Origin of the sequence: Curtobacterium pomorum, from assembly GCF_044497295.1 — a bacterium.
In the GTDB taxonomy this organism is placed as follows: domain Bacteria; phylum Actinomycetota; class Actinomycetes; order Actinomycetales; family Microbacteriaceae; genus Curtobacterium.
Window position 1 is genome coordinate 488,844 of the sequence record NZ_CP172409.1, and the last position, 25,574, is coordinate 514,417.

The 25,574-nt window shown below is 70.1% G+C and carries 19 protein-coding genes; 8 read left to right on the forward strand and 11 right to left on the reverse strand.

The window, feature by feature from the left end:
* The 7 genes from ACGH48_RS02425 to ACGH48_RS02455 form a co-directional block, all read right to left on the reverse strand.
* Positions 1-1,218, reverse strand: coding sequence for a hypothetical protein (locus tag ACGH48_RS02425; RefSeq protein ID WP_396290041.1), 1,218 nt, complete (start codon positions 1,216-1,218; stop codon positions 1-3).
* Positions 1,215-2,369: a non-hydrolyzing UDP-N-acetylglucosamine 2-epimerase gene (gene wecB / locus ACGH48_RS02430; RefSeq protein WP_396290042.1), complete on the reverse strand. Its 1,155-nt coding sequence runs from the start codon at positions 2,367-2,369 to the stop codon at positions 1,215-1,217. The genes ACGH48_RS02425 and wecB overlap by 4 nt, the downstream gene beginning before the upstream one ends.
* On the reverse strand, positions 2,366-3,448 hold the full coding sequence (locus ACGH48_RS02435; protein WP_396290043.1) for an NAD-dependent epimerase/dehydratase family protein: 1,083 nt from the start codon (positions 3,446-3,448) through the stop codon (positions 2,366-2,368). The genes wecB and ACGH48_RS02435 overlap by 4 nt, the downstream gene beginning before the upstream one ends.
* A complete protein-coding gene (locus ACGH48_RS02440; RefSeq protein ID WP_396290044.1) occupies positions 3,445-4,506 on the reverse strand; it encodes an SDR family NAD(P)-dependent oxidoreductase in 1,062 nt (353 codons plus the stop codon). Before ACGH48_RS02440 ends, ACGH48_RS02435 begins: the two co-directional genes overlap by 4 nt.
* Positions 4,507-4,617: 111 nt before the next feature.
* On the reverse strand, positions 4,618-6,021 hold the full coding sequence (locus ACGH48_RS02445) for a polysaccharide biosynthesis tyrosine autokinase (RefSeq protein ID WP_396290045.1): 1,404 nt from the start codon (positions 6,019-6,021) through the stop codon (positions 4,618-4,620).
* 118 nt (positions 6,022-6,139) lie between these two features.
* Positions 6,140-6,562, reverse strand: a complete 423-nt coding sequence (locus ACGH48_RS02450; RefSeq protein ID WP_396290046.1) for a DUF3060 domain-containing protein — start codon at positions 6,560-6,562, stop codon at positions 6,140-6,142.
* 100 nt (positions 6,563-6,662) lie between these two features.
* Positions 6,663-8,711, reverse strand: coding sequence for a hypothetical protein (locus tag ACGH48_RS02455; protein WP_396290047.1), 2,049 nt, complete (start codon positions 8,709-8,711; stop codon positions 6,663-6,665).
* Between the two features lie 819 nt (positions 8,712-9,530).
* Between ACGH48_RS02455 and dnaK the strand changes: the two genes are divergently transcribed.
* The 4 genes from dnaK (at position 9,531) to ACGH48_RS02475 (ending at position 13,646) form a co-directional block, all read left to right on the forward strand.
* On the forward strand, positions 9,531-11,396 hold the full coding sequence (gene dnaK, locus ACGH48_RS02460; RefSeq protein WP_123310494.1) for a molecular chaperone DnaK: 1,866 nt from the start codon (positions 9,531-9,533) through the stop codon (positions 11,394-11,396).
* A 2-nt stretch (positions 11,397-11,398) separates the two neighbouring features.
* The gene (locus tag ACGH48_RS02465; protein ID WP_396290048.1) at positions 11,399-12,073 is read left to right on the forward strand and encodes a nucleotide exchange factor GrpE; all 675 of its coding nucleotides are present in this window, start codon (positions 11,399-11,401) and stop codon (positions 12,071-12,073) included.
* Between the two features lie 23 nt (positions 12,074-12,096).
* On the forward strand, positions 12,097-13,110 hold the full coding sequence (locus tag ACGH48_RS02470) for a DnaJ C-terminal domain-containing protein (protein ID WP_396290050.1): 1,014 nt from the start codon (positions 12,097-12,099) through the stop codon (positions 13,108-13,110).
* Between the two features lie 125 nt (positions 13,111-13,235).
* Positions 13,236-13,646, forward strand: coding sequence for a heat shock protein transcriptional repressor HspR (locus tag ACGH48_RS02475; protein ID WP_123312152.1), 411 nt, complete (start codon positions 13,236-13,238; stop codon positions 13,644-13,646).
* A 73-nt stretch (positions 13,647-13,719) separates the two neighbouring features.
* Here the strand turns inward: ACGH48_RS02475 and ACGH48_RS02480 are convergent, their stop codons facing one another.
* Positions 13,720-15,831 carry a hypothetical protein gene (locus tag ACGH48_RS02480; protein ID WP_396290051.1) on the reverse strand — a complete coding sequence of 704 codons (2,112 nt, stop codon included), beginning with the start codon at positions 15,829-15,831 and terminating at the stop codon, positions 13,720-13,722.
* Between the two features lie 118 nt (positions 15,832-15,949).
* On the opposite strand from ACGH48_RS02480, the gene ACGH48_RS02485 reads away from it, so the two are divergent.
* Positions 15,950-17,095, forward strand: a complete 1,146-nt coding sequence (locus ACGH48_RS02485; protein ID WP_396290052.1) for a class I SAM-dependent methyltransferase — start codon at positions 15,950-15,952, stop codon at positions 17,093-17,095.
* Positions 17,096-17,194: 99 nt separating this feature from the next.
* A complete protein-coding gene (locus ACGH48_RS02490; RefSeq protein WP_396290053.1) occupies positions 17,195-19,264 on the forward strand; it encodes an Ig-like domain-containing protein in 2,070 nt (689 codons plus the stop codon).
* 60 nt (positions 19,265-19,324) lie between these two features.
* Here the strand turns inward: ACGH48_RS02490 and ACGH48_RS02495 are convergent, their stop codons facing one another.
* From ACGH48_RS02495 to ACGH48_RS02505, 3 genes are all read right to left on the reverse strand, one after another.
* A complete protein-coding gene (locus tag ACGH48_RS02495; protein WP_396290054.1) occupies positions 19,325-20,692 on the reverse strand; it encodes an FCD domain-containing protein in 1,368 nt (455 codons plus the stop codon).
* A gap of 102 nt (positions 20,693-20,794) precedes the next feature.
* Positions 20,795-21,625: an aldo/keto reductase gene (locus tag ACGH48_RS02500; protein ID WP_396290055.1), complete on the reverse strand. Its 831-nt coding sequence runs from the start codon at positions 21,623-21,625 to the stop codon at positions 20,795-20,797.
* Between the two features lie 73 nt (positions 21,626-21,698).
* Positions 21,699-22,118 (reverse strand): pilus assembly protein CpaE, encoded by a 420-nt coding sequence (locus ACGH48_RS02505; protein WP_123310481.1) that lies wholly within the window; start codon positions 22,116-22,118, stop codon positions 21,699-21,701.
* 236 nt (positions 22,119-22,354) lie between these two features.
* Between ACGH48_RS02505 and ACGH48_RS02510 the strand changes: the two genes are divergently transcribed.
* The gene (locus ACGH48_RS02510; protein WP_396290057.1) at positions 22,355-25,102 is read left to right on the forward strand and encodes a glycoside hydrolase family 2 protein; all 2,748 of its coding nucleotides are present in this window, start codon (positions 22,355-22,357) and stop codon (positions 25,100-25,102) included.
* A gap of 169 nt (positions 25,103-25,271) precedes the next feature.
* Positions 25,272-25,562 (forward strand): twin-arginine translocase TatA/TatE family subunit, encoded by a 291-nt coding sequence (gene tatA, locus ACGH48_RS02515; protein WP_396290058.1) that lies wholly within the window; start codon positions 25,272-25,274, stop codon positions 25,560-25,562.
* The last annotated feature ends 12 nt before the right edge of the window (positions 25,563-25,574 follow it).

Consider the following 25,574-nt stretch of genomic DNA (forward strand, 5'->3'; position numbering starts at 1 on the left):
TCAGTCGGAGGTCGGGAGCAGAACGGGGCGCGGCGCGAGTGTGGCGAGGCTGATCCACCAGATGACCGCGCTGCCGGCCGTGACCGCAGCGGCGGCGACGACGACGGCGCCGACACCCGACGGCGCGACGAGCAGGACGAGCGGGATCCGGACGAACGCGGTGGTGCACCGCAGGGCGAGGATCCTGCGACCGGCGCCGAGCGCACGGTGCGCGGACTCCGGCACTGCGGCCACGAGCTGGGCGAAGAGCTCGATCGCCGTCCAGACGAGGATCGGGGCGACGAGCGGCCACGTGGCGCCGAGCAGGGCGACGCCGAGTCGTTCGGGGACCACGGCGAGCAGCACGAGGGCCGGTGCTGCGACGGCACAGAGCTTCGTCGTGTCGCCGAGCAACCCGCGGATGCCGCCACCGCCGTCGAGGCGGCGGACCGCGTGGGGGATGAGGACCGCACGAGCCGCGGTCAACCCCACGGTGACGGGTCCGGCGAGCGTGCCGGCACCGCGCAGCGCCGCCGCGACGGGGAGCCCGCCGATCGCGGTGGCGATCCAGGTGACGACCTGGACGACCCCGCTGCCGATCATGGTGTCGCCCCCGAAGGCGAGACTCCGCGGGGTCGGGACCGGTGTGTCGTGCCACCGCGGCCGGAGCGTCGACTTCGTGACCGTCGACACTGCGTACCCGAGCAGGGCGCCGGTGCCCGCCCAGACCGCGAACGCCGTCACGCTGTCCCACACCCCGAGCAGCGTCCCGCCGAACGCGATCGTCGTCGATCCCAGGCCGACGAGTTCCGCGACGACCGCGACGGAGGCGGTCCCTCGTGCCAGCAGGACCGCGCGAACGGTGTCGCGCACGGCCAGTCCGTGGATCGCGAGGGCACCGATGGCGAGGTACTCGGAGCGGAGCAGGATCGCAGCGATGCCGAGGACCACCGCACCGCCGAGGCCGATCACCGACGCCCGCCCGGTCCGACGCAGGACGCCGGTGGCGCCCGAGGTCGCCGTCAGGGGATCTGCGACGGCGGACCGCGCGAGCGCCGTCACGAGCAGCACCGCTGCGACCGCGACGCCGTAGCGGCCTGTCTCGGCGACCGTCGAGGACCGCGCGACTGCGACGGCGACGAGCACGCCGGACGCACTCGAACAGCAGCTCACGATCAGTGCTGCCGACGCCCGAGAGCGGAACAGCCGGAGGGTCAGCGAGGACGGCTGCGCCGTCACGGCCGCCTCCGGATGCCCGACGTCGCGTGGTGCGTGTGCGCCGTCCCCAGGATGAACGCGACCACACGCCGGGCCGTGTCGGTGATGGCGTAGTCCGCCGGGCCTCCCGTCCGGTCCGTCGTCTCGGCGACGCGCCGGGCGAAGGCGACCGCTTCGAGCACCGGCGCCGTCTGCACGCCGGCCGTGATCATCGAGCCGGCATCGAGGGCTTCCGGGCGCTCGATGCGGTCGCGCAGTGTGACCGCGGGGAAGCCGAGCATGACGGACTCCTCGCTGATCGTGCCCGAGTCGGAGAGGACGACGAACGCGGACCGCTGGAGTGCGTTGTAGTCGTGGAAGCCGAAGGGCTCGTGGAACCGGAGGCGGGGCCACGTCGACTCGTCGAGCCCGTTCAGCGATCGACGCGTCCGTGGGTGGGTCGACACGAGCACGGGGAGGTCGTGGGCGTCGCCGACCGCTTGGACGGCGGCGAGCAGCGCCATCAGACGGTCCGGCTCGTCGACGTTCTCTTCGCGGTGCGCGCTCACGAGCACGTAGCCGTCCGCGGCGAGACCGAGCCGGCTGAGGACGTCGCTCGCGATGATCGCGTCGGCGTGTTCGCCGAGGACCTCGCGCAGCGGCGAACCGGTGAGCAGGATCCGAGACGGGTGGATGCCCTCGGCGAGCAGGTTGCGGCGCGCGTGTTCCGTGTAGACGAGGTTGTAGTCGGCCAGGTGGTCGACCATCCGGCGGTTCGTCTCTTCCGGGATGTTCTCGTCGAACGACCGGTTGCCGGCCTCCATGTGGAACACCGGGATGCGCATCCGCTTCGCGATGAGGGCGGCGATGGCGCTGTTCGTGTCGCCGAGGACCAGCACGGCGTCCGGGCGTTCGTCGCGGAGGACACGCTCGACACGCATCAGGATGCCCCCGAGGACGGAGCCGAGCGACGACGTGTCGACGTCGAGGTGGTGGTCGGGGCGGCGGAGTCCGAGGTCCTCGAAGAAGACGTCGCTGAGCTGCCGGTCGTGGTTCTGCCCGGTGTGCACGAGGACGTGGTCACAGGTGGCGTCGAGCAGGTGGATGACGGAGGACAGACGGATGATCTCCGGCCTGGTCCCGACCACGGTCAGCACCTTGGTGCGGCGGGCGTCTGCTGCGGGGGCGTTCATGCGCGGTCCTGGTGGGTGTCGGGGGCGGTCGGGTCGAACAGGTCGTTGGTCCAGAAGGCGGTGACGAGCGGCTCGTCGCCGGTGTTGGTGATGGCGTGGCTCCAGAGCGTCGGCATGTCGATCGCGACCGGGTGGCCCCCGTCGACGTCGAAGTGCCGACGGTCGTCGGTGAGCACGCGCCGGAGCGTGATCCGGGCACGCCCCGCGACGACGACGAAGCGCTCGACCTTCCGCCGGTGGAAGTGGTCCCCGCGCGTGACCCCTGGCTTGGTCGTCGAGATGCCGGTCTGGCCGGTCCCACCGTGGACCCGGACGAGTTCGGTGAACGCGCCGCGGTGGTCCTGCGCCGCGTGCAGCGGGTGGACCGGTCGGACGTCGAAGACGGCGGCTCGGTAGGTGTTGAACAGGTCGCGGTCGAACGGACTGCTGAGGTCGGGGACCTCTCCGAGGTCGTACACCGCGGCGAGTTCGTCCAGCCGGGCTGCGAGGGCCGGGATCGTCATGACCGTCCCGAGCTCGGCGAGCCGTGCGGGGGAGATCGTCCCGAGCAGGGCGTCCGCGACGTGCTGCGCGTGGACGAAGACGCGCTCGGCGTCGGAGTCGACGGGGATCGGCAGGCCACGTGCTCGCCGGTGGCAGAAGGTGGCCGTGACCGTGTTGTGGTCCGGGGCACCGTGTTCACCGAAGACGTTCTCGATCGGCAGGTCGAGGAACTCCGCGCCCCAGCGCTCGGCCGCGTGGGCGAGGACCGCGGAGGCGCCGGCCTTGCCGAGCCCGTAGGGCGTGTCGCGGAAGGCCTGCACGGATCCTGCGTGCACGACGCGCCTGGGTACGGCACCGGTGGCGTCGATCGCGTCGACGAAGCGTCGGGCGAGCGCGATGTTGCCTTCGTGCAGGTCCTCGGTCGTCCCCCGGGTGATCCCGGCCACGTGGACGGCCCGGTCGATGGAGTCGACCTCGCCGAGCTGCACGTCCGGCTGGCGGAGGTCGACGTCGTGCCAGGTCGCACCGGTGCTGTGGAGGACGGCGCGCAGGTGCCAGCCGACCAGCCCGGCGCGGCCGCTGATGACCTGGGTCACGCGGCGACCAGTCCGGTCCGACGACCGGCACGCTCGAGCTCCGCGCGGAACTCGGGCAGGCTGAGCAGGAGTGACTCGACCCCGGCGACGTCGAGCCGCTCGACGGTGTGCGAATCGTAGGCGATTCGCTCGGTCTGGGCCGGGTCGCCCTCTTCCATGTAGGCGGCGTAGTTGAGGTCGCGGACATCTGCCGGGATGCGGAAGTAGCCGCCCATGTCCTCGGCGCGGGACAGTTCTTCGCGGCTGGCGAGCGCCTCGGACAGCTTCTCGGCGTGCCGGGTCCCGATCACGCGGAACGGCTCCCCGCGGACGTCGAACAGGTTCGCGAGCGCACGGGCCAGGTCGCCGATCGTGCAGGACGCGGCCTTCTTCACGAAGAGGTCGCCCTGGTTGGCGTTGACGAACGCGTGCTCGACCAGGTCGACGGAGTCGTCGAGCGACATCATGAAGCGTGTCATCTCCGGGTTGGTGATCGTCAGCGGGATCCCCTTGCGGATCTGGTCGACGAACAGCGGGATCACGGAGCCTCGCGAGTACATGACGTTGCCGTAGCGCACGCAGGAGACGATCGTGCCGGCGTCCGGGTTGTTGAGGCCGTAGGACAGCGCGACCTTCTCCATGAGTGCCTTGCTGATGCCCATCGCGTTGACCGGGTAGACGGCCTTGTCGGTGCTGAGGCACACGACCGACTTGACCTCGGCGGCGACGGCCGCTGCCACGACGTTCTGGCTGCCGAGCACGTTCGTCCGGACCGCTTCGAGCGGGAAGAACTCGCAGGACGGCACCTGCTTCAGCGCCGCCGCGTGGAAGACGTGGTCGACGCCGCGCATGGCCCGGCCGACGCTCTCCGGCTCGCGGACGTCGCCGAGGTAGAACCGGGCGCGCGCATCGCCGATCTCGTGCCGCATCTGGTCCTGCTTCGCTTCGTCCCGGCTGAGGATGCGGACCTCGCCGACGCCGCGTGCCAGCAGGCGCTTGGTGACGGTCTTCCCGAAGGAGCCGGTCCCGCCGGTCACGAGGACGCGGGAGCCGATGAGGGAGTCGGTGTGGTGGGTCATGGTGTGGGCCTGTTCCTCTGCGTGGTGCGGTGCGGTGCGGTCGTCTGGGGGGTGCGTGCCTGTCTGGAGGCGCGGTGCGGGTCCGCCGTCAGCGTCCCGGTGGGCGGTGGGTCAGTCTGCTGCGCGCACGCCCCGTCCGACGCCCGGTCGCCCGGTCAGCTCGTCGGTCGTGTGCAGGTACTCGTAGCGGTCGCGGCGTCGGGGCGACTTGACCATCGACACGGTGATGCCGATCGTGCGGGCGCCGACGCGGTCGAGGACCTCGAGCGCGTCGCGGACGTCGTGCGTGTGGGACTTGCCGGCTGCCGTCACGAGCAGTGCGCCGGCCGTCGAGCTCGCGAGGATCGCCGCGTCCGTCACCGGGAGCAGCGGCGGGGTGTCGAGGATGACGTAGTCGTTGCTGACGGACAGGATGCGGAGCACTTCCGCCATCGCCGGCGAGGCCAGCAGGTCGCCCGGGTTCGGCGGCGTCGGGCCCGCGGGCAGCACGGAACCGGTCGTCCCCCACTGCTGGAGCACGTCCTCGAGCTCGGCGCGCCCGGTCAGGACGTCGGTCAGGCCGGCGGCGTTCTCGAGGTCGAGGCGGCCTGCCACTGCCGGGCGTCGGAGGTCGCAGTCGACGACCGTGACGCGGGAACCGCCTTCGATCAGGGCCGCCGCCAGGTTGAGGGCCGTGGTGGTCTTGCCCTCGCTGGCGTTCGCCGACGTCACGACGAAGACCTGTTCGGCGCCCCGCTGTTCGACGAAGCGCATGTTGGTGCGGAGCGACCGGAAGGCCTCGGCGAACTGTCCGCGACGGTCCCCCTGGATGTACACGGGGGTGTGCTGCACGGACTTGCTCTTCGGGACGACGCCGAGGATCGGGCGGTCGGTCACGGACTCGACCTCGGCGCGACCGCGGATCCGCGTGTCGAGCAGGTCGCGGAGGACCGCCGCGAGGAGACCGAGCGCGAGACCGCCCCCGAGGCCGAGCAGGCCGCTCTTCGCGGGCTGCGGTGTGGCCGCGTTCTCCGGCGCAACGGCCGGTTGGACGGTGCGGACGGACACCGGGCTCTCCGCGTCCGGCTTGCCGACCTCGAGGTCGTCGCTGACCAGTGTCGTGAAGCTCGTGCTGATGGCGTTGGCGATCGCAGCTGCGCGCGCGGGGGACGTGTCGCGCACGGTGACGTTGAGCAGCACCGTGTCGTTCGGGGAGTCGGCGCGCACGTGCTCGGCGAGGTCGGCGGCGGAGGTCTTCAGCCCGAGGGACTCGATCGCCGGTTCGAGCACGCGGGGTGTCGTGACGATGTCGATGTAGGAGCGCACACGCTGCTCGGCGGCGTTGCCGCCCTGCACCAGGTCGGTGGCGGACCCGTTCTCCGCCGCCGCGATCGTGATGTACAGCTTCGTGGTGGCGTCGTAGGTCGGTGTCGCCAGGGCGAGCTGCGTGCAGGCTGCGGCGGTGCCGAGCGCGGTCCCCGCGAGCACGATGAGCCAGCGTCGGCGGAGCGTGTGCAGGAGGTCGGGGAGTTCCATTTGTGTCCCTGTCTGTTCGGTATATGAAGTCTATCACGTGATATGTAAACCCGGAATACCGAACGAAGGCCGCCCCGGAACGGGACGGCCTTCGGATGTGGAGCTGGTGGGAGATGGGTCAGTCGACGGTGTTGCCGGTGCCCTGGTCGTCGACCTCGGGTGCGTCACCCTCGACGTGGACCTTGTTGTTGGTCCCGAGGAGCAGCAGGTTCTTCGTGGAGGCAACGGTGATGTCGTTGTTGCTGCCCTCGACCACGATGGACTCCGTGTCGCCGAGGGTGATCTCGCTGCCCGAGCTGACGACGGACACCGCGTCACAGCCCTTCGGCAGCTCGTGCTGCCCGCCGTCGCCGCTGAGCACGGCCTGGTCGCCGTCGCACGCGTTGTCGTACGGGGCCGGAGTCTCACGGTCCGGAGCAGCGACGGACTTGGTCGCGGTCGGTTCCGGCTTGTCGGACTCGTCGGGCGTGCTGGAGCAGCCGGTGAGCAGTGCCGCGCTGACGCCGACGGCGAGGACGGCGGTGATGATGCGGGATCGCACGAAGTCTCCTTCTTCAGGAAGTCGGGAAGAACAAGGGGGGCGGTGGCGGCGAGCGTGATGCTCGCCGCCACCGTGCCGGAACGGCCGGCCGAGGTACCGGCTAGCTGGCCGGGGTGATGCGGTGCTCGATGCGGTCGACCTTGTTGCCGGCGTCGGTCTGGGTGAAGACGGCCGGGAACGCCTGGTTGCCCATGTGTCGCTTGATCTCCCAGTTGCCGACGGCGTTCGTCACCGTGGTGGTGGTGAAGTCGGCGTACTGGTCATCACCGAACGGGTACATCGTCACGACGGTGCCCGGGGTTGCGGTGCCGGAGAAGGTGACCAGGCCGGGCGTGAACGTGGGCTCGGTCGTCGCGAGGGTGAGGTCGGCAGGAGCGCCGACCCAGCCCGTGGCCGCGATGGTGATCTTCTCGATCGTGTTGACCTTGCCCTCGGCCTCGGGGTCCTGCTTGACCGCGAACTCGCGGTACACGGTGTCGCCCAGGCCTCGACGGATCTCCCACTTGCCGGTGGTCGTGTCGGCGCTGGTGGTGAGGTTGTACTGCGCGTACTGCGGTGCGAAGCCGAACGGGTTCAGCGTGACGGTCGCACCGGGGGTCGCGATGCCGGTGAAGACCTGGTTGCCCGGGGTGAAGAAGTCGCCGGCCTTGAAGTTGGTGATCATCAGGTCACCCGGCTCGCCGATCTCCCGGAAGGGCTTGAGGTCGTAGTTCAGCACCTGGTTCACGACGTCGCGCTGCGCGGTCTGCTTGAACGAGATCGCCCGGTAGGGGGTGTCGGAGAGGCCGCGGGCGATGGTCCACTCACCGAACTGGTTCACCGTGGTGGTGAGGTCGTAAACGGCGTACTGGGGGTCGAAACCGAACGGGTTCAGCGTGACCGTGGTGCCAGCGGTGCCCTGACCGGTGAAGGCCTGCGGGCCGGGGACGAAGGTGCCACCGCGGACGTGCGAGGCGACCGTCAGGTCTTCGACCTTCACTGGGGACTCCGCCCGCAGCGTGTCGGAGGTCTCGAGACCACCACGGGACGCGGCGGTCATCGTCAGGACGATGGGTCCGGAACCGACACCCTCGAGCTCACGGGTGAACGTGCCGTCAGCAGCGGTCACGGTGAACTCGTCCACCTGCTTGCCGCCGGTGACGATCTTCACGATCGCGCCCTGGGACGACCGACCCGAGACGGTGACGGTGCCGTCGGTGAACTGCACGTTGTCGGCGGTGGTGAACTCCGCAGCCTGGCGGTAGTCCGCCTCGACGTTGACGTTCTGCACGTCCTCGCCGAGGGTCTGCTGCACGCGGATGATGTGCGTGCCGGCACCGATCGGGTCGATCGTGGTCGACCACTCGCCGTTCTCGACGGTCGCCGTGCCGATCTTGGTGGACCCGTTGAACAGGTCGATCGTGGCGCCCTCGGCACCCGTACCCTTCACGATGGCCTTCTCGGTGACGTCGTTCGAGAACTCCACCACACCCGTCGGGGCTGCGACGTTCTCGCCGTCGGCGACGGTCGTGGTGGTCTCGCCCTGTGCGCGGAAATCGTTCGTGCTGCTCGTGCCGCTGAAGTCGAACTCCATGGCGCTCGAGCCCTCGGGGGTCTCGTCACCGGCGGTGACACCGACCATGAAGCGGTACTGCTGGTCGGCCGGACGCTCGCTGGCCCAGTCCGCGTCGAACGTCAGGGTCGTGTTGTCATTCGACAGGCGGCCGTCGGTGAGCGGGATGGAGGTGGAGGCGTTCCACGCGGTGTTGCCGACCCGGCGCCACGAGCCCTGGACCGTGTCCTGCTCGGAGAAGGTCGTTCCGTCGGGAGCGGTGAGCACGACTGTGCCCTTCGTGTCCGTGCGGCTCACGCGGTTCTCGACGACGAACGGCACCTGGGTGGTCTCGCCGCGCTCGAGCTCGACGGGGCCCTGGTCGACGCCGAACAGGCCGCCGCCCTCCACGATCGTCGCGGATACGGTCTTCTGGTCAACCTGGACGTCTCGGAAACGCTGCGTCGCAACCAGCTCGTTGTTGCCCGCGGCCAGGCCGGACACCGTCATCGACCAGGCACCCGAGGAGTTGGCTTCGACTTCCTGCGAGCCGATCGACACCTTCGCACCCGGCGTGGCCGTACCCGTGATCACCGCGCTCTTCGCGATGTTGTTCACTCGGGACACATTCGCGACCAAGTTTGATGTCTTTGTGATTGGGCCCGTCTCGCCGACGTACTCGATCGGGGTGCCACCAACGGCAAGCCCCGTGTAGGTGTTCCCTCCCGACACTTCGGAGGTACCAGCTCCAACGGGCGATCCGTTCATGTACATGTGTTTGCCGTCGAACGTGAACACACCGCACGTCTGGGTGGTGGTACGGACGAGGCGCATTCCGCCCCAGATCCCGTAGCAGAACCCATAGCCGCTGGGCGTGAGTCCAAAGGATCCGTTGTCTCGCATATAAACGTCGATCAACGGGGCTGACTTGAGAGCTGTTTCGAGGCTCGAACTCGACATGTAGCCCGGTCGCTGAGCGCCCATCACAGGCCACTGGTAAGTAGACCCAGTCTTGAAGATGAGCTGAATTTGGCTGGTCGCTTTCGGGCTTGCGTCGGCAGCAGTCGCGGAGGCGGCGCCGAACGACAGGCTGGACACGATGGTGGCGGCGGCCAGCCCGGCCGCACCCATGGACTTGAAGGCCGTCAAGGCCCTCTTCTTGTGAGACATGTGCATCTTTCAGGACGGGCCGCAGAGCGCGGCCGTTCGGGAAGGGAGATACGCACGCGCCAGCCGAACCAGCGCAGCATGTACATACAGAATATCACATGAAATACCAACGCTCGGCGAGTGCGTTCCGCAACCGACGCGCTGAGAGTTGAGTGTGACCAGCGCAAGTTTCTGCTCCCAGAGTTGACGCGCCTCCCGTCCGGAGTAGAGTTGAGTCCATCGGACGCAAGTCCAACGACTTACCTCGAGCAAGAAGGAGCACCACACATGGGACGTGCAGTAGGCATCGACCTCGGAACCACCAACTCGGTCGTCAGCGTTCTCGAGGGTGGCGAGCCCACCGTCATCGCGAACGCCGAGGGGCTCCGTACCACCCCGTCGATCGTCGCCTTCACGAAGGACGGCGAGGTCCTGGTCGGCGAGACCGCCAAGCGTCAGGCCGTGACGAACGTCGACCGCACCATCGCGTCGGTCAAGCGTCACGTCGGCACCGACTGGACCGTCGAGATCGACGGCAAGAAGTACACGCCGCAGGAGATCTCGGCCCGCACCCTCGGCAAGCTCAAGCGCGACGCCGAGCAGTACCTCGGCGAGGACGTCACCGACGCGGTCATCACCGTGCCGGCGTACTTCAACGACGCCGAGCGCCAGGCCACGAAGGACGCCGGCGAGATCGCCGGCCTCAACGTCCTCCGCATCATCAACGAGCCGACCGCGGCTGCCCTGGCCTACGGCCTCGACAAGGGCAAGGAAGACGAGCTCATCCTGGTCTTCGACCTCGGTGGCGGCACGTTCGACGTCTCCCTGCTCGAGGTGGGCAAGGACGACGACTTCTCGACGATCCAGGTCCGCGCGACCTCCGGCGACAACCGCCTCGGTGGCGACGACTGGGACCAGCGCATCGTCGATTACCTCGTCAAGAAGTTCAAGGACGAGCACGGCGTCGACCTGTCCACGGACAAGATCGCCAAGCAGCGCCTGAAGGAAGCGGCTGAGCAGGCCAAGAAGGAACTGTCGTCGCAGATGTCGGCGAACATCCAGCTCCCGTACCTGACGCTCACGGCCGAGGGTCCGCTCAACCTCGACGAGACCATCTCGCGCGCACAGTTCGAGCAGATGACCTCCGACCTGCTCGACCGAACCAAGAAGCCGTTCAACGACGTCATCAAGGAAGCCGGAGTCTCGGTCAACGACATCGCGCACGTGGTGCTCGTCGGTGGCTCGACCCGCATGCCCGCCGTGGCCGAGGTCGTCAAGCAGCTCACCGGTGGCAAGTCCCCGAACCAGGGCGTGAACCCGGACGAGGTCGTCGCCGTCGGCGCCGCACTGCAGGCCGGCGTGCTGAAGGGTGAGCGCAAGGACGTCCTGCTCATCGACGTCACCCCGCTGTCGCTCGGCATCGAGACCAAGGGCGGCCTGATGACGAAGCTCATCGACCGCAACACCGCGATCCCGACCAAGCGGAGCGAGACCTTCACGACCGCTGACGACAACCAGCCGTCGGTCGCGATCCAGGTCTTCCAGGGCGAGCGCGAGTTCACCCGCGACAACAAGCCGCTCGGCACGTTCGAGCTCACCGGCATCGCGCCGGCTCCCCGTGGCGTCCCGCAGGTCGAGGTCACCTTCGACATCGACGCCAACGGCATCGTGCACGTGTCCGCGAAGGACAAGGGCACCGGCAAGGAGCAGTCGATGGTCATCTCCGGCGGCTCGTCGCTGCCGAAGGAGGACATCGAGCGCATGGTCCGCGAAGCCGAGGAGCACGCGGCCGAGGACAAGGCCCGTCGTGAGGCCAACGAGCGTCGCAACCAGGCCGAGCAGCTCGTCTACTCGATCGAGAAGCTCATCAAGGAGAACGACGACAAGCTCCCCGAGGACGTCAAGTCCGAGGTGCAGGCCGACGTCGACGCGCTCAAGTCCGCGCTCGCGGGTGAGGACGACGAGGCCGTGAAGACCGCCTTCGACAAGCTCAACGAGTCGCAGGGCAAGCTCGGCCAGGCCATCTACAGCCAGCAGGACGCAGCAGCCGGCGCGGCCGGTGGCGAGCAGCCCGCGGGTGAGCAGCCGGCGGACGACGAGGACATCGTCGACGCCGAGGTCGTGGACGACGAGGACGACAAGGACAAGAAGTAACGATGACGGATCCCAAGGACAACGCGCCGGGCGAGCCTGTGCCTGAAGACCCGCAGCCCCAGGTCGAGGGCGACGCCACGAACGCGGCCGAGCCCGAGGACCTCATCGAGGCGGAGGGGCCCGACGTCGAAGTACCGACCGACGGCCCCGCCGCCGGCGGCCCGGCAGCGGACGCGGCGAACGACCTCTCCCCGGAGGACCAGGCCCTGCTCGACGACGCCGCTCGTGGCATCGCCGAGGACAACCTGTCCACGGCGGACCGCGACCTCGTCGCCGAGATGCGCGCGGACATGCTCCGTGCGCAGGCCGAGCTGGTGAACTTCCGGAAGCGCGTCGAGCGTGACCGCGAAGCGAACCGCGAGGTCGCCATCGCCGAAGTGGTCCGGGCCCTGCTGCCGGCGCTCGACGACCTCACCCGGGCCGAGGCCCACGGTGACCTCGCCGAGGGCCCGATGCAGGTCATCGGTCAGAAGATCCGCGGGGGCTTCGAGAAGTTCAAGCTCGTGCAGATCGGCGAGAAGGGTGAAGCCTTCGACCCGAACATCCACGAGGCGATCGTCCAGCTCCCGACCCCGGGTGCCACCGGCCAGACCGTGGCGGACGTCGTCGAGCCGGGCTACAAGCTCGGTGAGCGCGTGCTCCGTGCGGCCAAGGTCGCGGTGGCGGTCCCGGCCTGAGCCGGAACGGAAGGTAGGTACCAGTGGCCAGTCAGGACTGGTTCGACAAGGACTTCTACAAGGTCCTCGGAGTGTCGAAGGACGCGTCGGAGGCCGAGCTGAAGAAGACCTACCGGAAGCTCGCCCGGCAGTTCCACCCGGACTCCAACCCGGGTGACGCCGCGGCGGAGAACCGCTTCAAGGAGATCAGCGAGGCCTACTCGGTGCTCTCCGACAAGGAGCAGCGCCAGGAGTACGACCAGGTCCGCGCCATGGGCTCCGGCGCGCGCTTCACGGCGGGCGGCGCGGGCCAGGGCGGTGGCTTCGAGGACGTCTTCGGCGGCATGTTCGGCCAGCAGGGCGCCGGCGGTGGCGGACAGCGCGTCCGCTTCGGCCAGGGCGGCCCGGGCGGCGCCGGCGGCTTCGAGGACATCCTCGGCGGGATGTTCGGCGGTGGTGGTGGCTTCGGCCAGACCTCCGGCGGCTACCGCGGCTTCGGTGGACCGACGAAGGGTCGCGACGTCACGGCGTCGACGACGCTCGACTTCACCACGGCGATCGCCGGCGACACCGTCAAGCTGTCGCAGGGCAACGGTCGCCCGGTGAACGTCCGGATCCCCGCGGGGGTCGCGGACGGCCAGAAGATCCGGCTCCGCGGCCGTGGCGAACCCTCGCCCGACGGCGGCGAGGCCGGTGACCTGGTGGTCGCCGTCACGGTCCGGAAGCACCCGGTCTTCGAGCGCGACGGACTCAACCTGCGCGTGGACGTCCCCGTGACGTTCCCGGAGGCGGCACTCGGCGCCACGATCCAGGTGCCGACACTCGGCGGCGAACCCGTCAAGCTCAAGGTCGCACCCGGCACACCGTCGGGTCGCGTCCTGCGCGTCAAGGGTCGCGGCGTCGCGACGAAGAACGGCACGGGCGACCTGCTCGCGACCATCCAGGTCGCGGTGCCGTCACACCTGTCGGACAAGCAGCGCGAGGCCGTCGAGGCGCTCGCGGAGGTCCTGCCCGACGAGAACCCTCGCGAGGACCTCCTCGCCAAGGCGCGTGACTAGCGTCACGCACCAACAGCAGTAAACCCAGCCTGGAGGAACGGCGCGGCTCCGTCAGGAAGCCGCACCGGGCCTCCAGGCTGGTTTCACCACCACGCGAACGACGGAAGGAACACGCCATGACCGACATGGACGAGAACTCGCCCGTCTTCGCGATCGCGGTCGCCGCGGAGCTGTCCGACATGCACCCGCAGACGCTGCGGCAGTACGACCGGCTCGGCCTCGTCGTGCCCGGCCGCACCCGCGGCGGATCCCGCCGCTACTCGATGCGCGACATCGCGCAGCTGCGCGAGATCGCGCGGCTCGGCTCCGAGGGGGTGTCCCTGGAGGGGATCCGGCGGGTGCTCGAACTGGAGAACGAGAACAAGGACCTGCGTGATCGGGTGCGTGAGCTCGAGACCGCGTTGGCGGACCAGCTCATCAACCGGCCTGGTGCACGTGTGTTCGCGGCGACGACCACGGGAGCCGCGGTGTCGCTGCGGGCCGGTGCGCGACCGCAGCGGAACACCCAGATCGTGCTGTACCGCGGGCCGCGCTGACCGAACGCTCCTACAGACGAAGGACCCGGCTCTTCTGCAGAGCCGGGTCCTTCGTCGTTCAGTGGTGTGGTGTTCAGGTGGTGGGTTGCATGGTGTGGGTGATGCGCTTGATCTTGTTGGTGCCGTCCTGCTGGGTGATGACGACGGGGTAGGGCTGGTTGGCGAGTGCGCGGGTGATGGTCCAGGCGCCGGTGGTGGTGTTGGCGGTGGTGGTCAGTGCGTAGGTGGTGTAGCGCGGGTCGTCGCCGAAGGGGTAGAGGGTGACGGTGGTGCCGGGGGTGGCGGTGCCGGTGAAGGTCTGGGTGGTGCCGGGGGTGAAGGTCGTGCCGGGTGTGGTCAGGACGAGGTCTGCTCCGGTTTCGACGATCTGTTCGGGGTGGAGGGCGAAGTTGCGCAGTTCGTTGACGACGCCGTCGTGGGGGGTCTGCTTGAACGCGACGGCCGTGTAGGGCGTGTCGGCGAGGCCGCGTTTGATCTGCCACTTGCCGGTGGTGGTGTCGGCGGTGGTGGTGAGTTCGTAGTCGGCGTAGCGGTCGACGAATCCGAAGGGGTTCATGGTGATGGTGGCGCCGGGGGTGGCGGTGCCTTCGAAGACCTGGGGGCCGGGGGTGAACGTGCCGTCGGCGGTGTGGGAGGTGACGGTGAGGTCGGCGGGGGCTGGTGCGTCGGCGGTGAAGGCGATGTCGGGCATGACGGAGGTGCGGCCGTCGGTGGTGGTCTGGGTGAAGGTGACCTTGTAGCCGGTGGTGGCGGTGAGGTCGGCGTCGGCGTTCCAGGTGCCGGTGCCGGAGCGGGTGCTGGTGGCCTTGGTCTCGAAGAGTTCGTTGCCGTCCTGGTCGGTGGCGGTGATGGTCGCGCCGGCTTCGGCGGTGCCGGTGAACGCGCGGGTGCCGGGCTGGTAGGTGTTCTCTGTGGCGAGGTCTTCGACCTGCAGCAGACGCGGCAGAGCCACCCGCTCGGAGACGGCATCGAATCGCCGACCCTCCATGCTGAGGTTCACGATGTCGAGCTGCTTGTCGGTCTCGTCGGCGGGGATCGTGTAGCTCCATCCCTCCTGACGCTCGATTCCCCTGACCACGCGGTCACCGTCGAGGATCCAGACCCCGGCAGAGTCCTCTCGCTCGCCGATGACCTGCACGCGGCCGTCCGGGTAGACCTTGACGTCACGGAGCGTGGGGGCGGCGATCGACGCGTCGGTGTCCACCTGCTCGAGGGGGGCCGCGGTGCGGAGGGACGGGGTGCCGTTGTCGGACAGGGCGACGACGTGGACGGTCGTCCCGAGGCGGTCCTGCGGGATGTTCGCGACGTAGCCGTTGGAGGTGAGCGCGGCGGTCACGATCTTCTCGCCGGCTTGGTCCTCGACGATGATCGAGTCGGTGGCGGCGTCGAACTGGCCGGACAGGACGAAGTCCCCGTCGAGACGACGCTCAGTGGTCTGGAGGGTGGGTGCGTCGGGGGCATCGGCTTCGCCCGGGGTGAAGCGGATGTCGCGGAGCTGGTTGGTGCGGCCCTCGGGGGTCGTCTGGGTGAGCGTGATCTTGTGCTCGCGGTCGCTGAGCTCCGCGTCGGCGCTCCACGTGCCGGTGCCGGAACGGGCGGTGCTGACCTCGGTCGTGAACAGTTCGTCGCCGGACTCGCTGTCGGTCGCGACGACCGTGGCACCCGCGGTCGCGCTGCCCGCGAGCTGCGTCACGCCAGGATCGAAGTGGTTCTTCCGCTGGAGCCCGTCGACGGTGATCCCGCGGGGCATCGGGATGCGGTCGCTGCGGGTCCGGGTGCCGTCTTCAGCAGTCTTGATGCGGACCACCTCGAGGTTCTCGTCCTTCAGGGCGTTCGGGACCGTGAGGAAGAACGCACCGCCCGAGGGCCTCCGGTCCAGCACGCGGTCGCCCAGCATGAGCCAGATGTCGTGGCCGTTGGAGTACCCGGCGAGGACGCGGGAGGCGTAGGGAGTGCTCCAGTCGTGGAGCACCTCGATCTCGTTGAGGGACGGGTCGATCGGGATGTCCACGAACTCGGGGTACTCGTTGGTCGAAGCCTCGCCTGCGGAGGCGCTGGCTGTCGGTGACGGGCTCGCGGATGCGGTCGCGGCGGTCGCGGTGACGGGCGTCAGCAGGCCGACGCCGAGGGATGCGGTGACGATGCCGCAGACGACTGCGGCGCTCCGGAACGGAGAGGGTGCCATGGAGGGCTCCTTTGATGGGGGATTCTGAGGATACTCATATGTCATATTTCCTGAGTGTGGACATCATGGGTGCGATGCCATGGACGGGGCACGTCGACCGTCCGGGTACGCTGACGCGGTGCCAGACTTCGCCGACCTCTTCCGCCGCCGCGACGAATCCGCGCCGGACCTCATCGCGATCGACGGCACCGACCGGTTCCTCATCGACGAGGCACCGCACGTGCACGGGGACGCGCTCCGCCAGCCCGGTCAGGTCGCGGTCGTCGACGATCGCCTCGGGGTCCTGACGCTCGGACTCATCACGCAGTACGGCGCCTCGGACATCCGGGTCGTGCAGGACTCGCTCGTGGGGGAGCGCGCGCTCGAGGCCAACGCCGGCACGTTCGGGCTGCGCGGCTTCCACCACCCGGACTCGCTCGAGGACGCCTTCCGGAACGTCCGGCTCGTCGTGCTGCGGCTGTCGAAGTCCCACGACCGGCTCGACGAGATCGCCCGTGCGGTCGCGCGGTTCGCCGCTCCCGACGTCGTGCTGCTGTGCGGCGGCAACGTCAAGTACATGAACCTGTCGCAGAACGACGTCCTGCGCCGCTCGTTCGGCGAGGTCACGGCGTCGCGCGGGCGTGGGAAGTCGCGGCTGCTCATCGCACAGGACCCGCTGCGTGCGCAGGCGAACCGAGCTGCCGCGACCAATCCGTGGCCACGCTCGGTGCACGTCGACGACCTCGGCATGACGCTCGTCGCGCACGGTGGGGTGTTCGCGGGGACCTCGCTCGACCAGGGCACCCGGGTATTGCTCGAGGCGATGGACGCTGCGGTGCCGACTGCCCGGACCGTCGTCGACCTCGGGTCCGGCAACGGCGTGATCGCAGCGGCGACCGCGCTGCGTCGACCGAGCGTCAAGGTCGTCGCGACCGACGTGTCGCGGATCGCCGTGGCATCGACGCGGGCGACGGCGGAGGCGAACGGTGTCGGCGACCAGGTGACGGCACTGCGCACCGACGCCGGCGACGAGCTCGCTGCCGGGTCTGCCCAGCTGGTGCTGTGCAACCCGCCGTTCCACGCGGACACGACGGTGACCACCGACGCGGCCGAGGCGATGTTCCGGAACGCGGCCACGATCCTCCAGGCCGGCGGTGAACTGTGGTGCGTCTGGAACGGCCACCTTCGCTACCGGCCGGTGCTGGAGCGTCTGGTCGGGCCGACCCGGCAGGTCCTGCGGACCCCGAAGTTCACGGTCACGGCCTCGGTGGCGGCCTCCCGCTGATCCGCCGCATACCGGACGCGGAATATCGTCCGGATAATACTTGTGTGCCACTCGGTGGCACGTGCACAGTCGTCTCCTGCACCGTCAGAGAGGACTCCCATGCACACTCGTCCACCCCGTCCGCGGACGCCCCACACGGCGTTGACCGCCGCGCTCGCGCCGATGGTCGCGCTCGGCGCACTCGTCGCCAGCGCGGGCATCGTCGGGTCCGCGCAACCCGCGCACGCCGTCGAGCCCTTCCCCGTCCGTGACCCGTTCGTCGACCTGCCGGTCGGCACCACGATGCCGCCGGGCTGGGCGCGCATCGCGTCGAACGACCAGCAGGCAGCGATCGTCGAGAACGGGTCGGCCGGCAAGTGGCTCCGGATGACCGACAACGTCAAGTACATGGCCTCGGCGGTGTACAACGAGGTGCCGTACGACTCCAGCCACGGACTGACCGTCGAGTTCGACCAGCGGATGTGGAGCCCGGAGGACACCGGCTACGCGGACGGGATCGGGTTCTTCCTGCAGGACGCGTCCGTGCCGCTCGACGCGATCGGACCGGTGGGTGGTGGCCTCGGGTACTTCGACGGCCGGTCGGCGTGCTCGGCCGGACTCGACGGCGGCGTCGTCGGTGTCGGGTTCGACCGGTTCGGCAACTTCGCGCTGCCGGAGTTCATCCAGAACGCCGTCACCGTCCGCGGCGCCGAGGCCGAGTGCTACCCCGTGCTCGCGACGACGGGCAACCGCGGCGACGGCTTCCTCGAGGACCGCGGCGTCGATGCCGAGGAGGCGACCTACCGGCACGTCAAGGTCGACGTCGTCCCCCGGGACGCCGGCGGGATCACGGCGATCGTCACGATGTCGGACCCCACACCGGTCGGCTCGGAGCCGGTGGAACTGCACCACCTGATCTCCACCGACCTGCCGGCGACGGCGCTGCCCGACCAGATGCGGTTCGGGTTCAGTGCGTCGACGGGCGGGCGTGCCGAGTTCCACGAGATCCGCAACGTCCGGGCCACGCAGCCGACGGACGTCGTGACCACGGCGTCGGTCGACACCGAGGGGCCGGTGACCGCCGGCGACGACGTGTCGTTCCGCGTCCGGTCGGTCAACGACGGCCCGGCCACGATCGGCGGGCCCGTGGACGCCGTGGCACGGACGACGGCGCTGACCGATGAGCTGCCGCTCGAGGACGTCACCTGGTCGTGCGAGGCCAGGGGCGGCGCGACGTGCGGTTCGGCGCAGGGCGAGGGCACCGTGGCGACCGACTGGACGGCGCCTCCCGGCGGGCAGATCGTGTTGTCGGCGCGGGGGACCGTGCCGGTGACGACGCGGACCGGGACCTACTCGACGCCTGCGGAGAGCGTCACCGACTTCACCGCCGGCCGCTTCGACGAGGGGCTGGCAGCCGTGGCGCGGGACGGCTCGGTGAGTGACGTCGACCTGGCGAACAACACCGACACGATCGCGTTCGACGTGGTGCTGCCGGATGCCGTCGCCTCGGACGACACCGCGACCGGACAGCAGGGTGAACCCGTGGTCGTGGACGTCGTGGGGAACGACCCGCTCGACGGCAGTGGTGCGGACCTCGGGTCGCTCCGGCTCAGCGACGAGGGGCTCGAGGGCGCCGAGCTGTCCGACGACGGCAAGCAGCTGCGCGTGCCGGGTGAGGGCACCTACGTCGTGGACGACGCCGGTCGCGTGACCTTCACGCCGGAGGACGGCTTCAGCGGGGTCGCGTCGCCGGTGCGGTACGAGATCACGTCGAACGCCGGTCAGGTCGCGTCCGCGACGATCCGGGTCGAGGTCGAACCCGGGGCGGAGCCGGAACCGACACCGACGCCCACGCCGACTCCGTCGCCGGAGCCGACCGACCCGCCGGCACCGACGCCGTCCGACGGGCCGGGGACCACCCTGCCGGGTACCGGGGGTGGACCCGGGGGCGGACCCGGAACCGGAGGTGAGCCGGGCACTGGCGACGGTGGTGTCGGCGACCACGGGAACGGGGGCGGCCGAGCAGACGCCGTGACCGAGGCGGCGTCCGCGACGGGGCCCTCGCGTCTGGCCTGGACCGGGTCGGACGGCGTCCTGGTCGCGAGCCTCATCGGCGTCGGACTCGCAGCGACCGGTGCGGTGCTGCTCGTCCTCCGTCGGCGTCGCCTCGCCGCGGACACCGACAGCTGACGATGGGCCAGGGCCGCACGGTGCACGGTGCACGGCGGACGACGACGTGTGCCGTGCGGCTCAGGACTCCGTGCCGGACAACCGCGCGACGACGTCGACGATGTGCGCGTCGTAGTGGACGTTGAGCGCGTGCGCCGCGTCTGCGGCTCGGTCCGGGTCACCGCGGTCGATGGCGTCCTCCAACTGGGTGAGGACGTCCTCGATGTCCCACCTGCGGAAGGGCGGCGCTTCGTCGAACACGAACGCGAGCCGGCTCAGGGCGAACCGCAGACTGCCGGCGAGCCAGGGGTTCGGCGTGTGGTCCGCGAGGAGCCGTGAGAGCTCCACCACCGACATCGTGTAGCCGTAGTCACGGATGCGACCCTGGCGGCGGAGCCGGTCGATCACCCCGTGCAGTTCGGCCCGCCCGGCGTCGTCCAGGGTCGGTACGGACCACCGGGCGCAGGCCTCGACGAGCGTGGACGCGAGCTGCAGCGAATCGGTCCAGTGCTGCAGGTCCGGCCGGGTGATGCGGATGTCCTCCGGGGCGTCCGGCCGCGTCTCGACGAGCCCGAGCAGCTCGAGTCGCCGGACCATCGGCACGAGCCGCCGGACCGACTGTCGGAGTCGCGCGGCGATCGCACTCGCGCGGTACGTCCGGTCGCGCTCGAGCGTCCCGTCGCGCACCATCGCGAGCAGGTCCCACCAGAGGTCGTCCGGGGTCCAGACGGCCCAGCTCGGCGAGTCCGCCGGTGCGGAAGGCGCGGACGACGCGTCGTCGGATGCTCCGCCGAACGCGGCGACCGCAGCGTCGGCGTGCTCGCCCCACAGCCGTGCGAGCACGTGCGCGGCACGCTCGGCTGACCGCACGCCCGGGTACCGCACCGCCTGCTCGGCAGCTGCCGCCCAGGTGTCGACCTCGGTGGACCGGAACGGGATCGTCGGCGTCACACCGAACCGGGCCCGCTCCACGGCTCGTGCAGCGAGTCGACCGAGGGACACGTTCGGGGTCCGGTCGATCCAGAAGGTGATCGACGCCCAGAACGCCTGGTCGAGTTCGGGCGTGCGCAGGTGCGCGGAACGGCGGAGCGCCTCGGCGACACGGCCCTGCTCGACGAGGTCCGCTGCCGTGAGCACGGGCACGGCAGAGCGCATGACCCCTTCCACCAGCCCGACGAGCAGCCAGCCGTTGTCCACCCAGGCGGCAGGGGACAACGACCGGAAACGGACTGCGGACTGGTCGTCGAGGACCGCGATACCGACGTCCGACAGTCGCTCGAGCACCGCGTGGAGGACCACCGGGTCGAGGCCGAACCGTCCGGAGAGCGCCAGCTCGTCGTGGGTGACGTCCTGACCGAGGGAGCCGTCACGGACCGCACCGAGGACGTCACGGTACGCCTGGTCGAGCTGCGGCGTCCATCCGCCGTCGAACCGAGCCACCGCAGTCATGAACACCCCTTCCCTGCAGCGTAGCCGCCGACACGACGGAGCCGCCGACACGACGGAGCCGCCCGGGTCTCCCCGGGCGGCTCCGTCGTGCGTTCCGGAGGATCAGGCCGGGACGTAGTCGAACGTGTCCGGGTCCGGACCCGTGCGGTGGCCCTTGTCGAGCGTCGTGATGTCCGTCATGTCCTCGTCGGAGAGCTCGAAGTCGAAGATCGCGAAGTTCTCCTCGACGCGGGCACGCGTGACCGACTTCGGGAACACGATGTCGCCACGCTGGATGTGCCAGCGGAGGGCGACCTGCGCCGGGCTCTTGCCCACGGCGCCGGCGATGCGGGTGATGGTCTCGTCGTCGAGCACGAGGCCCTGCGCGATCGGGGACCATGCCTCGGTCGCGATGCCGAGCTCGCTGTTGACGGCGCGGAGCTCGTCCTGGGCGAGGTACGGGTGCACCTCGATCTGGTTCACGGCCGGCGGAACGTCCGTCTCGGCACGCAGGCGGCGGAGGTGGTGCGCCTGGAAGTTGCTGACGCCGATCGAGCGGGAGGTGCCGGCGGCGTAGAGCTCCTCGAGGGCCTTCCACGTCGGGACGAAGTCCGAGACGGTGGGCAGCGGCCAGTGGATGAGGAACAGGTCGGTGTAGCCGCCGAGCAGGTCGGCCGACTTCTTGCCGTTCTCGGCAGCTGCCGAAGGGTCGTGGAAGCCGTTGTTGAGCTTCGAGGTGACGAAGATCTCTTCGCGCGGGATGCCGGACTCGGCGATCGCCTCACCGACCTCCTTCTCGTTGCCGTACATCTCGGCGGTGTCGATGTGGCGGTAGCCGACCTCGAGCGCCGTGAGCGTCGCGTCCTTGGTCGACGAGGGGTCGATCTGGAAGACGCCGAAGCCGAGCTGCGGGATGGTCTTGCCGTCGTTCAGGGTGATGTTCGGAACGGTCATGGTGCCATGCAACCAAACGACCCCCAGCAGCCATTCCGGCAACGCCCAGGATCAGCGACCCCGGGCGTGCCCCTCAGGACAGCGCGGCGGCGATGTACGCCTGCAGCGCCTGGCCGTAGGCGATCGCCGGGGTCTCCGACGCGAAGCTCCGGTCGGTGCCGCCGATCGTCGCCGTGACCGTGTACACGACCCGGCCGCTCACCGACACCCGTGTCAGCCCGATGAACGACGGCCCGAGCAGCTCGCGCAGCTGGTCCTCGCGCGGCAGCCAGAGGGACTCCGACGCGGTCACGGAGTCGAGCGCCCACTCGGTGGTCCCGTTGAAGCCGAGGATCGTCCCGGTGGGGGAGTCGTGTCGCTCGACGGTCATCTCGGAGACCGTGTAGACGTCCTCGTCCACCTCGGGCTTGTCGATGACGAACCGGTCGCCCGTCTCGGGGTGCCAGCGCAGGCCGGCGTCGCGGAGGGTCCTGGCGAGTGCAACGGTGATCACGTCCCCAGCCTGCACGGAGGACCCCGCCCTGTCACCACATAGGTTGCTGATGGCTTCCCGTACTAGCATCGCCGAGCACCCCACGCGCGAGCGCCACCCGATCGCGCGCGCGACGTGACGACGCCCGGACAACCGGTGCCGCGCCTCCAGGTCGACCGACCGGCCACGGGGCGGGCCACCGGCCGGCGTCCCGACCGAGGCGACGGACACCCCGTCCGCCGAAGAGAAGGACCCGCATGACCCTCGAACGCGAGGAACTCCGCGACGGCTGGACCGTGACGATGGCCGGAGGAACCGGTGCGCCGGACGGCGTCGCGGGCCGCACCATCCCGGCGACGGTGCCGGGCCAGGTGCACACCGACCTGGAACGGGAGGGCCTGCTGCCGGACCCGACCTTCGACCGGAACGAGCAGGCCGCCAAGTGGGTCGGCCGGGCCGACTGGTCCTACCGCACCTCGGTCGACGTCGACCCCCGCGGCCACGAACGCGTGGACCTCGTCTGCGACGGCCTGGACACCGTCTCCGAGCTGAGCCTGGACGGCGTCGTCGTGGGCACGACGCGGAACATGCACCGGCGCTACCGCTTCGACGCGCGCGTGCAGTCCGGGTCCGGGGCGACGACGAAGGACCTCGAGATCCTGTTCGAGTCGCCGTACCGCGAGGCCGGCCGGGTCGCCGCGAAGGCCGGCAGCATGCCGGGACCGTACGACGAGCCGTTCCCGTACATCCGCAAGATGGCCTCGAACTTCGGCTGGGACTGGGGCCTCACCGCCGTCACGAGCGGTCCCTGGCGACCGGTCGCGATCGAGCGGTGGTCCACCGCGCGGCTGCGCGAGGTCCGACCGCTCGTCGACGTCGAGGCCGGCGAAGGGGTGCTCGACGCACACATCACGGTCGAGCGCTCGGGCCTGAACGACCTGGACCAGGACGGCGAGGACGACGACCTGGTGCTCGTCGTGACCGTCAGCGGTCTCAAGGAGGACGGCACGCCCACGCGGCAGCGGTCGCGGGCGCAGCTGACGCCGAAGGACGACGAGACCGTCGTCACGGTGCGTGTGCCCGAGGCGCTGCGCTGGTGGCCTCGCGGCTACGGTGCGCAGGCGCAGTACGACGTGGTCGTGGAACTGCAGACGGTCGAGGGCGAGGTCCTGGACCGCGACACGTTCCGCACCGGCTTCCGGTCGACCCGGATCGACACGCAGGTCGACGACATGGGTCGGCCGTTCGGCATCCACGTCAACGGGACCCTGATCGACGTGCGCGGGGTGAACTGGATCCCGGACGACGTGATCGTCTCGCGCGTCGACCGCGCGCGCCTGCAGTCCCGTCTGACCGCGGCGGCGTCGCTCGGTACGAACCTCGTGCGCGTGTGGGGCGGCGGCGTGTACGAGTCGCGCGACTTCTACGAGGTCTGCGACGAACTCGGACTGCTCGTCTGGCAGGACTTCCCGTTCGCGTGCTCGGCCTACCCCGAGGTCGAGCCGATCCGCAGCGAGGTCATCGCCGAGGCGCGGGACAACGTCGCCCGGCTCGCGCGGCACCCCTCGCTGGTGCTGTGGAACGGCAACAACGAGAACATCTGGCTGCACGACGTGGACGGCTGGGCGGACTCCCTCGGCGACCGCGGTTGGGGCCTCGACTACTACCTCGACCTGCTGCCGACGATCGTCGACGCGGTCGACCCGTCGCGCTTCTACACGGTGGCGTCGCCGTGGTCGGGCTCCGAGTCGCTGCCCGCGAACGACGTCGACAACGAGACGCACCACTCGTGGGACGTCTGGAACCGCCTGCCCGACACCGCCTACCGCGGGTCGGTTCCCCGGTTCGTCTCCGAGTTCGGCTGGCAGGCGCCGCCCGCCTGGCGGACGCTGCGGGACGGTGTCGCGGACGAGGTGCTGCGCGTCGACTCGCCGGGGGTCGTGCACCACCAGAAGGCCGCGGACGGCATGGGCAAGCTGGCCCGCGGCATCGAGCCGCGGTTCGGCACGGTCGACCCGGCCGCCTTCGACCGGTGGCACTACCTGACACAGCTGCAGCAGGCGCGGGCCATCGCGACGGGCATCGAGCACTGGCGCACGCACTGGCCGCGGAACACCGGTGTGGTGATGTGGCAGCTCAACGACCTTTGGCCGGTGTCGTCGTGGTCGGCGATCGACTCGGCGGGGCGGCTGAAGCCGCTCGCGCACGAGCTACGCCGGCTGTACGACGACGTCCTCCTGACGATCCGCCCGGTGTCGCGGGTGGCGGTCGCGCCGTCCGCCGTGTCCGGACCGGCTGCGTCGCCGGCGTCGTCGCCCGCTTCTCCGGTCTCCGGGGCGGTCGCGCCCGCCTCGCCGGTCGCGTCCGGTGCGGAGCGGACGGGAGGCCCGGATCACCCGGGTGGGTCGACGGGCGTCAGCGAGACGGCTGATCCGGGCGACGCGGCGGACACCCTGTCCCTCGGCGTCTCGCCCGGCGCGTTCGGGTCCTCGCCCGTCGAGGTCGCCGTCCGGTCCACGCGGGGCGGCCACGACAGCGTGGTCCGGGTGCGACGGGTCACCACCGCCGGCACGATCCTGGCCGAGGCGTCACTCCCCGTCCGCCTGTCGTCCGCCGGGGTCGCCGTCGTCGCCCTGCCCGAGTCGGTGGGCGTGGTCGACGACCCCGCGAACGAGCTCATCGTGGCGGACATGGACTGGCGCCGAGCGGTCTGGACGCCCGGTCCCGACGTCGACGTGCGGTGGGAGCCGGCGCGGTACCGCACTGCGTTCACGCCCGTCGACGGCGGGCTCGACCTGACCGTCGAGGCCGAGTCGCTCGTGCGGGACCTGCTCGTCCAGCCCGACCGGGTGCGCGGCACCGGAGCGGTCGACCGCGGGTTCATGACCCTGCTGCCCGGGGAGCGGGTGACCTTCCGGATCACCGGTGTGACGGAGGCCGACATCCCGGCGCTCCGTGCGGAACCCGTCCTGTGGAGCCTCGACCGGGTACTCGCGTCCCACTGACGGCGGTCCGCTGCGCACCGGCGGTCCGCTTCCCTGTGCGAACGGTGTCCGTTCCGGTGCCCGGCCTGGGCATCAGGGAGCGGGGGAGTTACGATGGGGAGCACACGGACTTCCGCCGCGTGGGTCGAAGATGACCTCCGGACGGCGACCAGTTCCAGATCAAGGAGTCATGATGCTCGGAAACCTCGGCGGCGTACACCTGCTGATCATCCTCGGGATCGTCATCCTGCTGTTCGGCGCGACGAAGCTCCCGGCGCTCGCCAAGGGCCTCGGGCAGTCGATCAACATCTTCAAGAAGGAGATGACCGACGACGAGAAGAAGGCGCAGGCGGGCGACACCACGGTGCAGAACACCGCGGCGACGAACACCACCGTGCCGACCGCTCCCGCCGAGCCCGCTGCCGGTCCGGTCCTGAACCCCGGCCCGAGCGCGCAGCCGAACACCGACTCCCGGCGCTGACGCCCCGGCGTC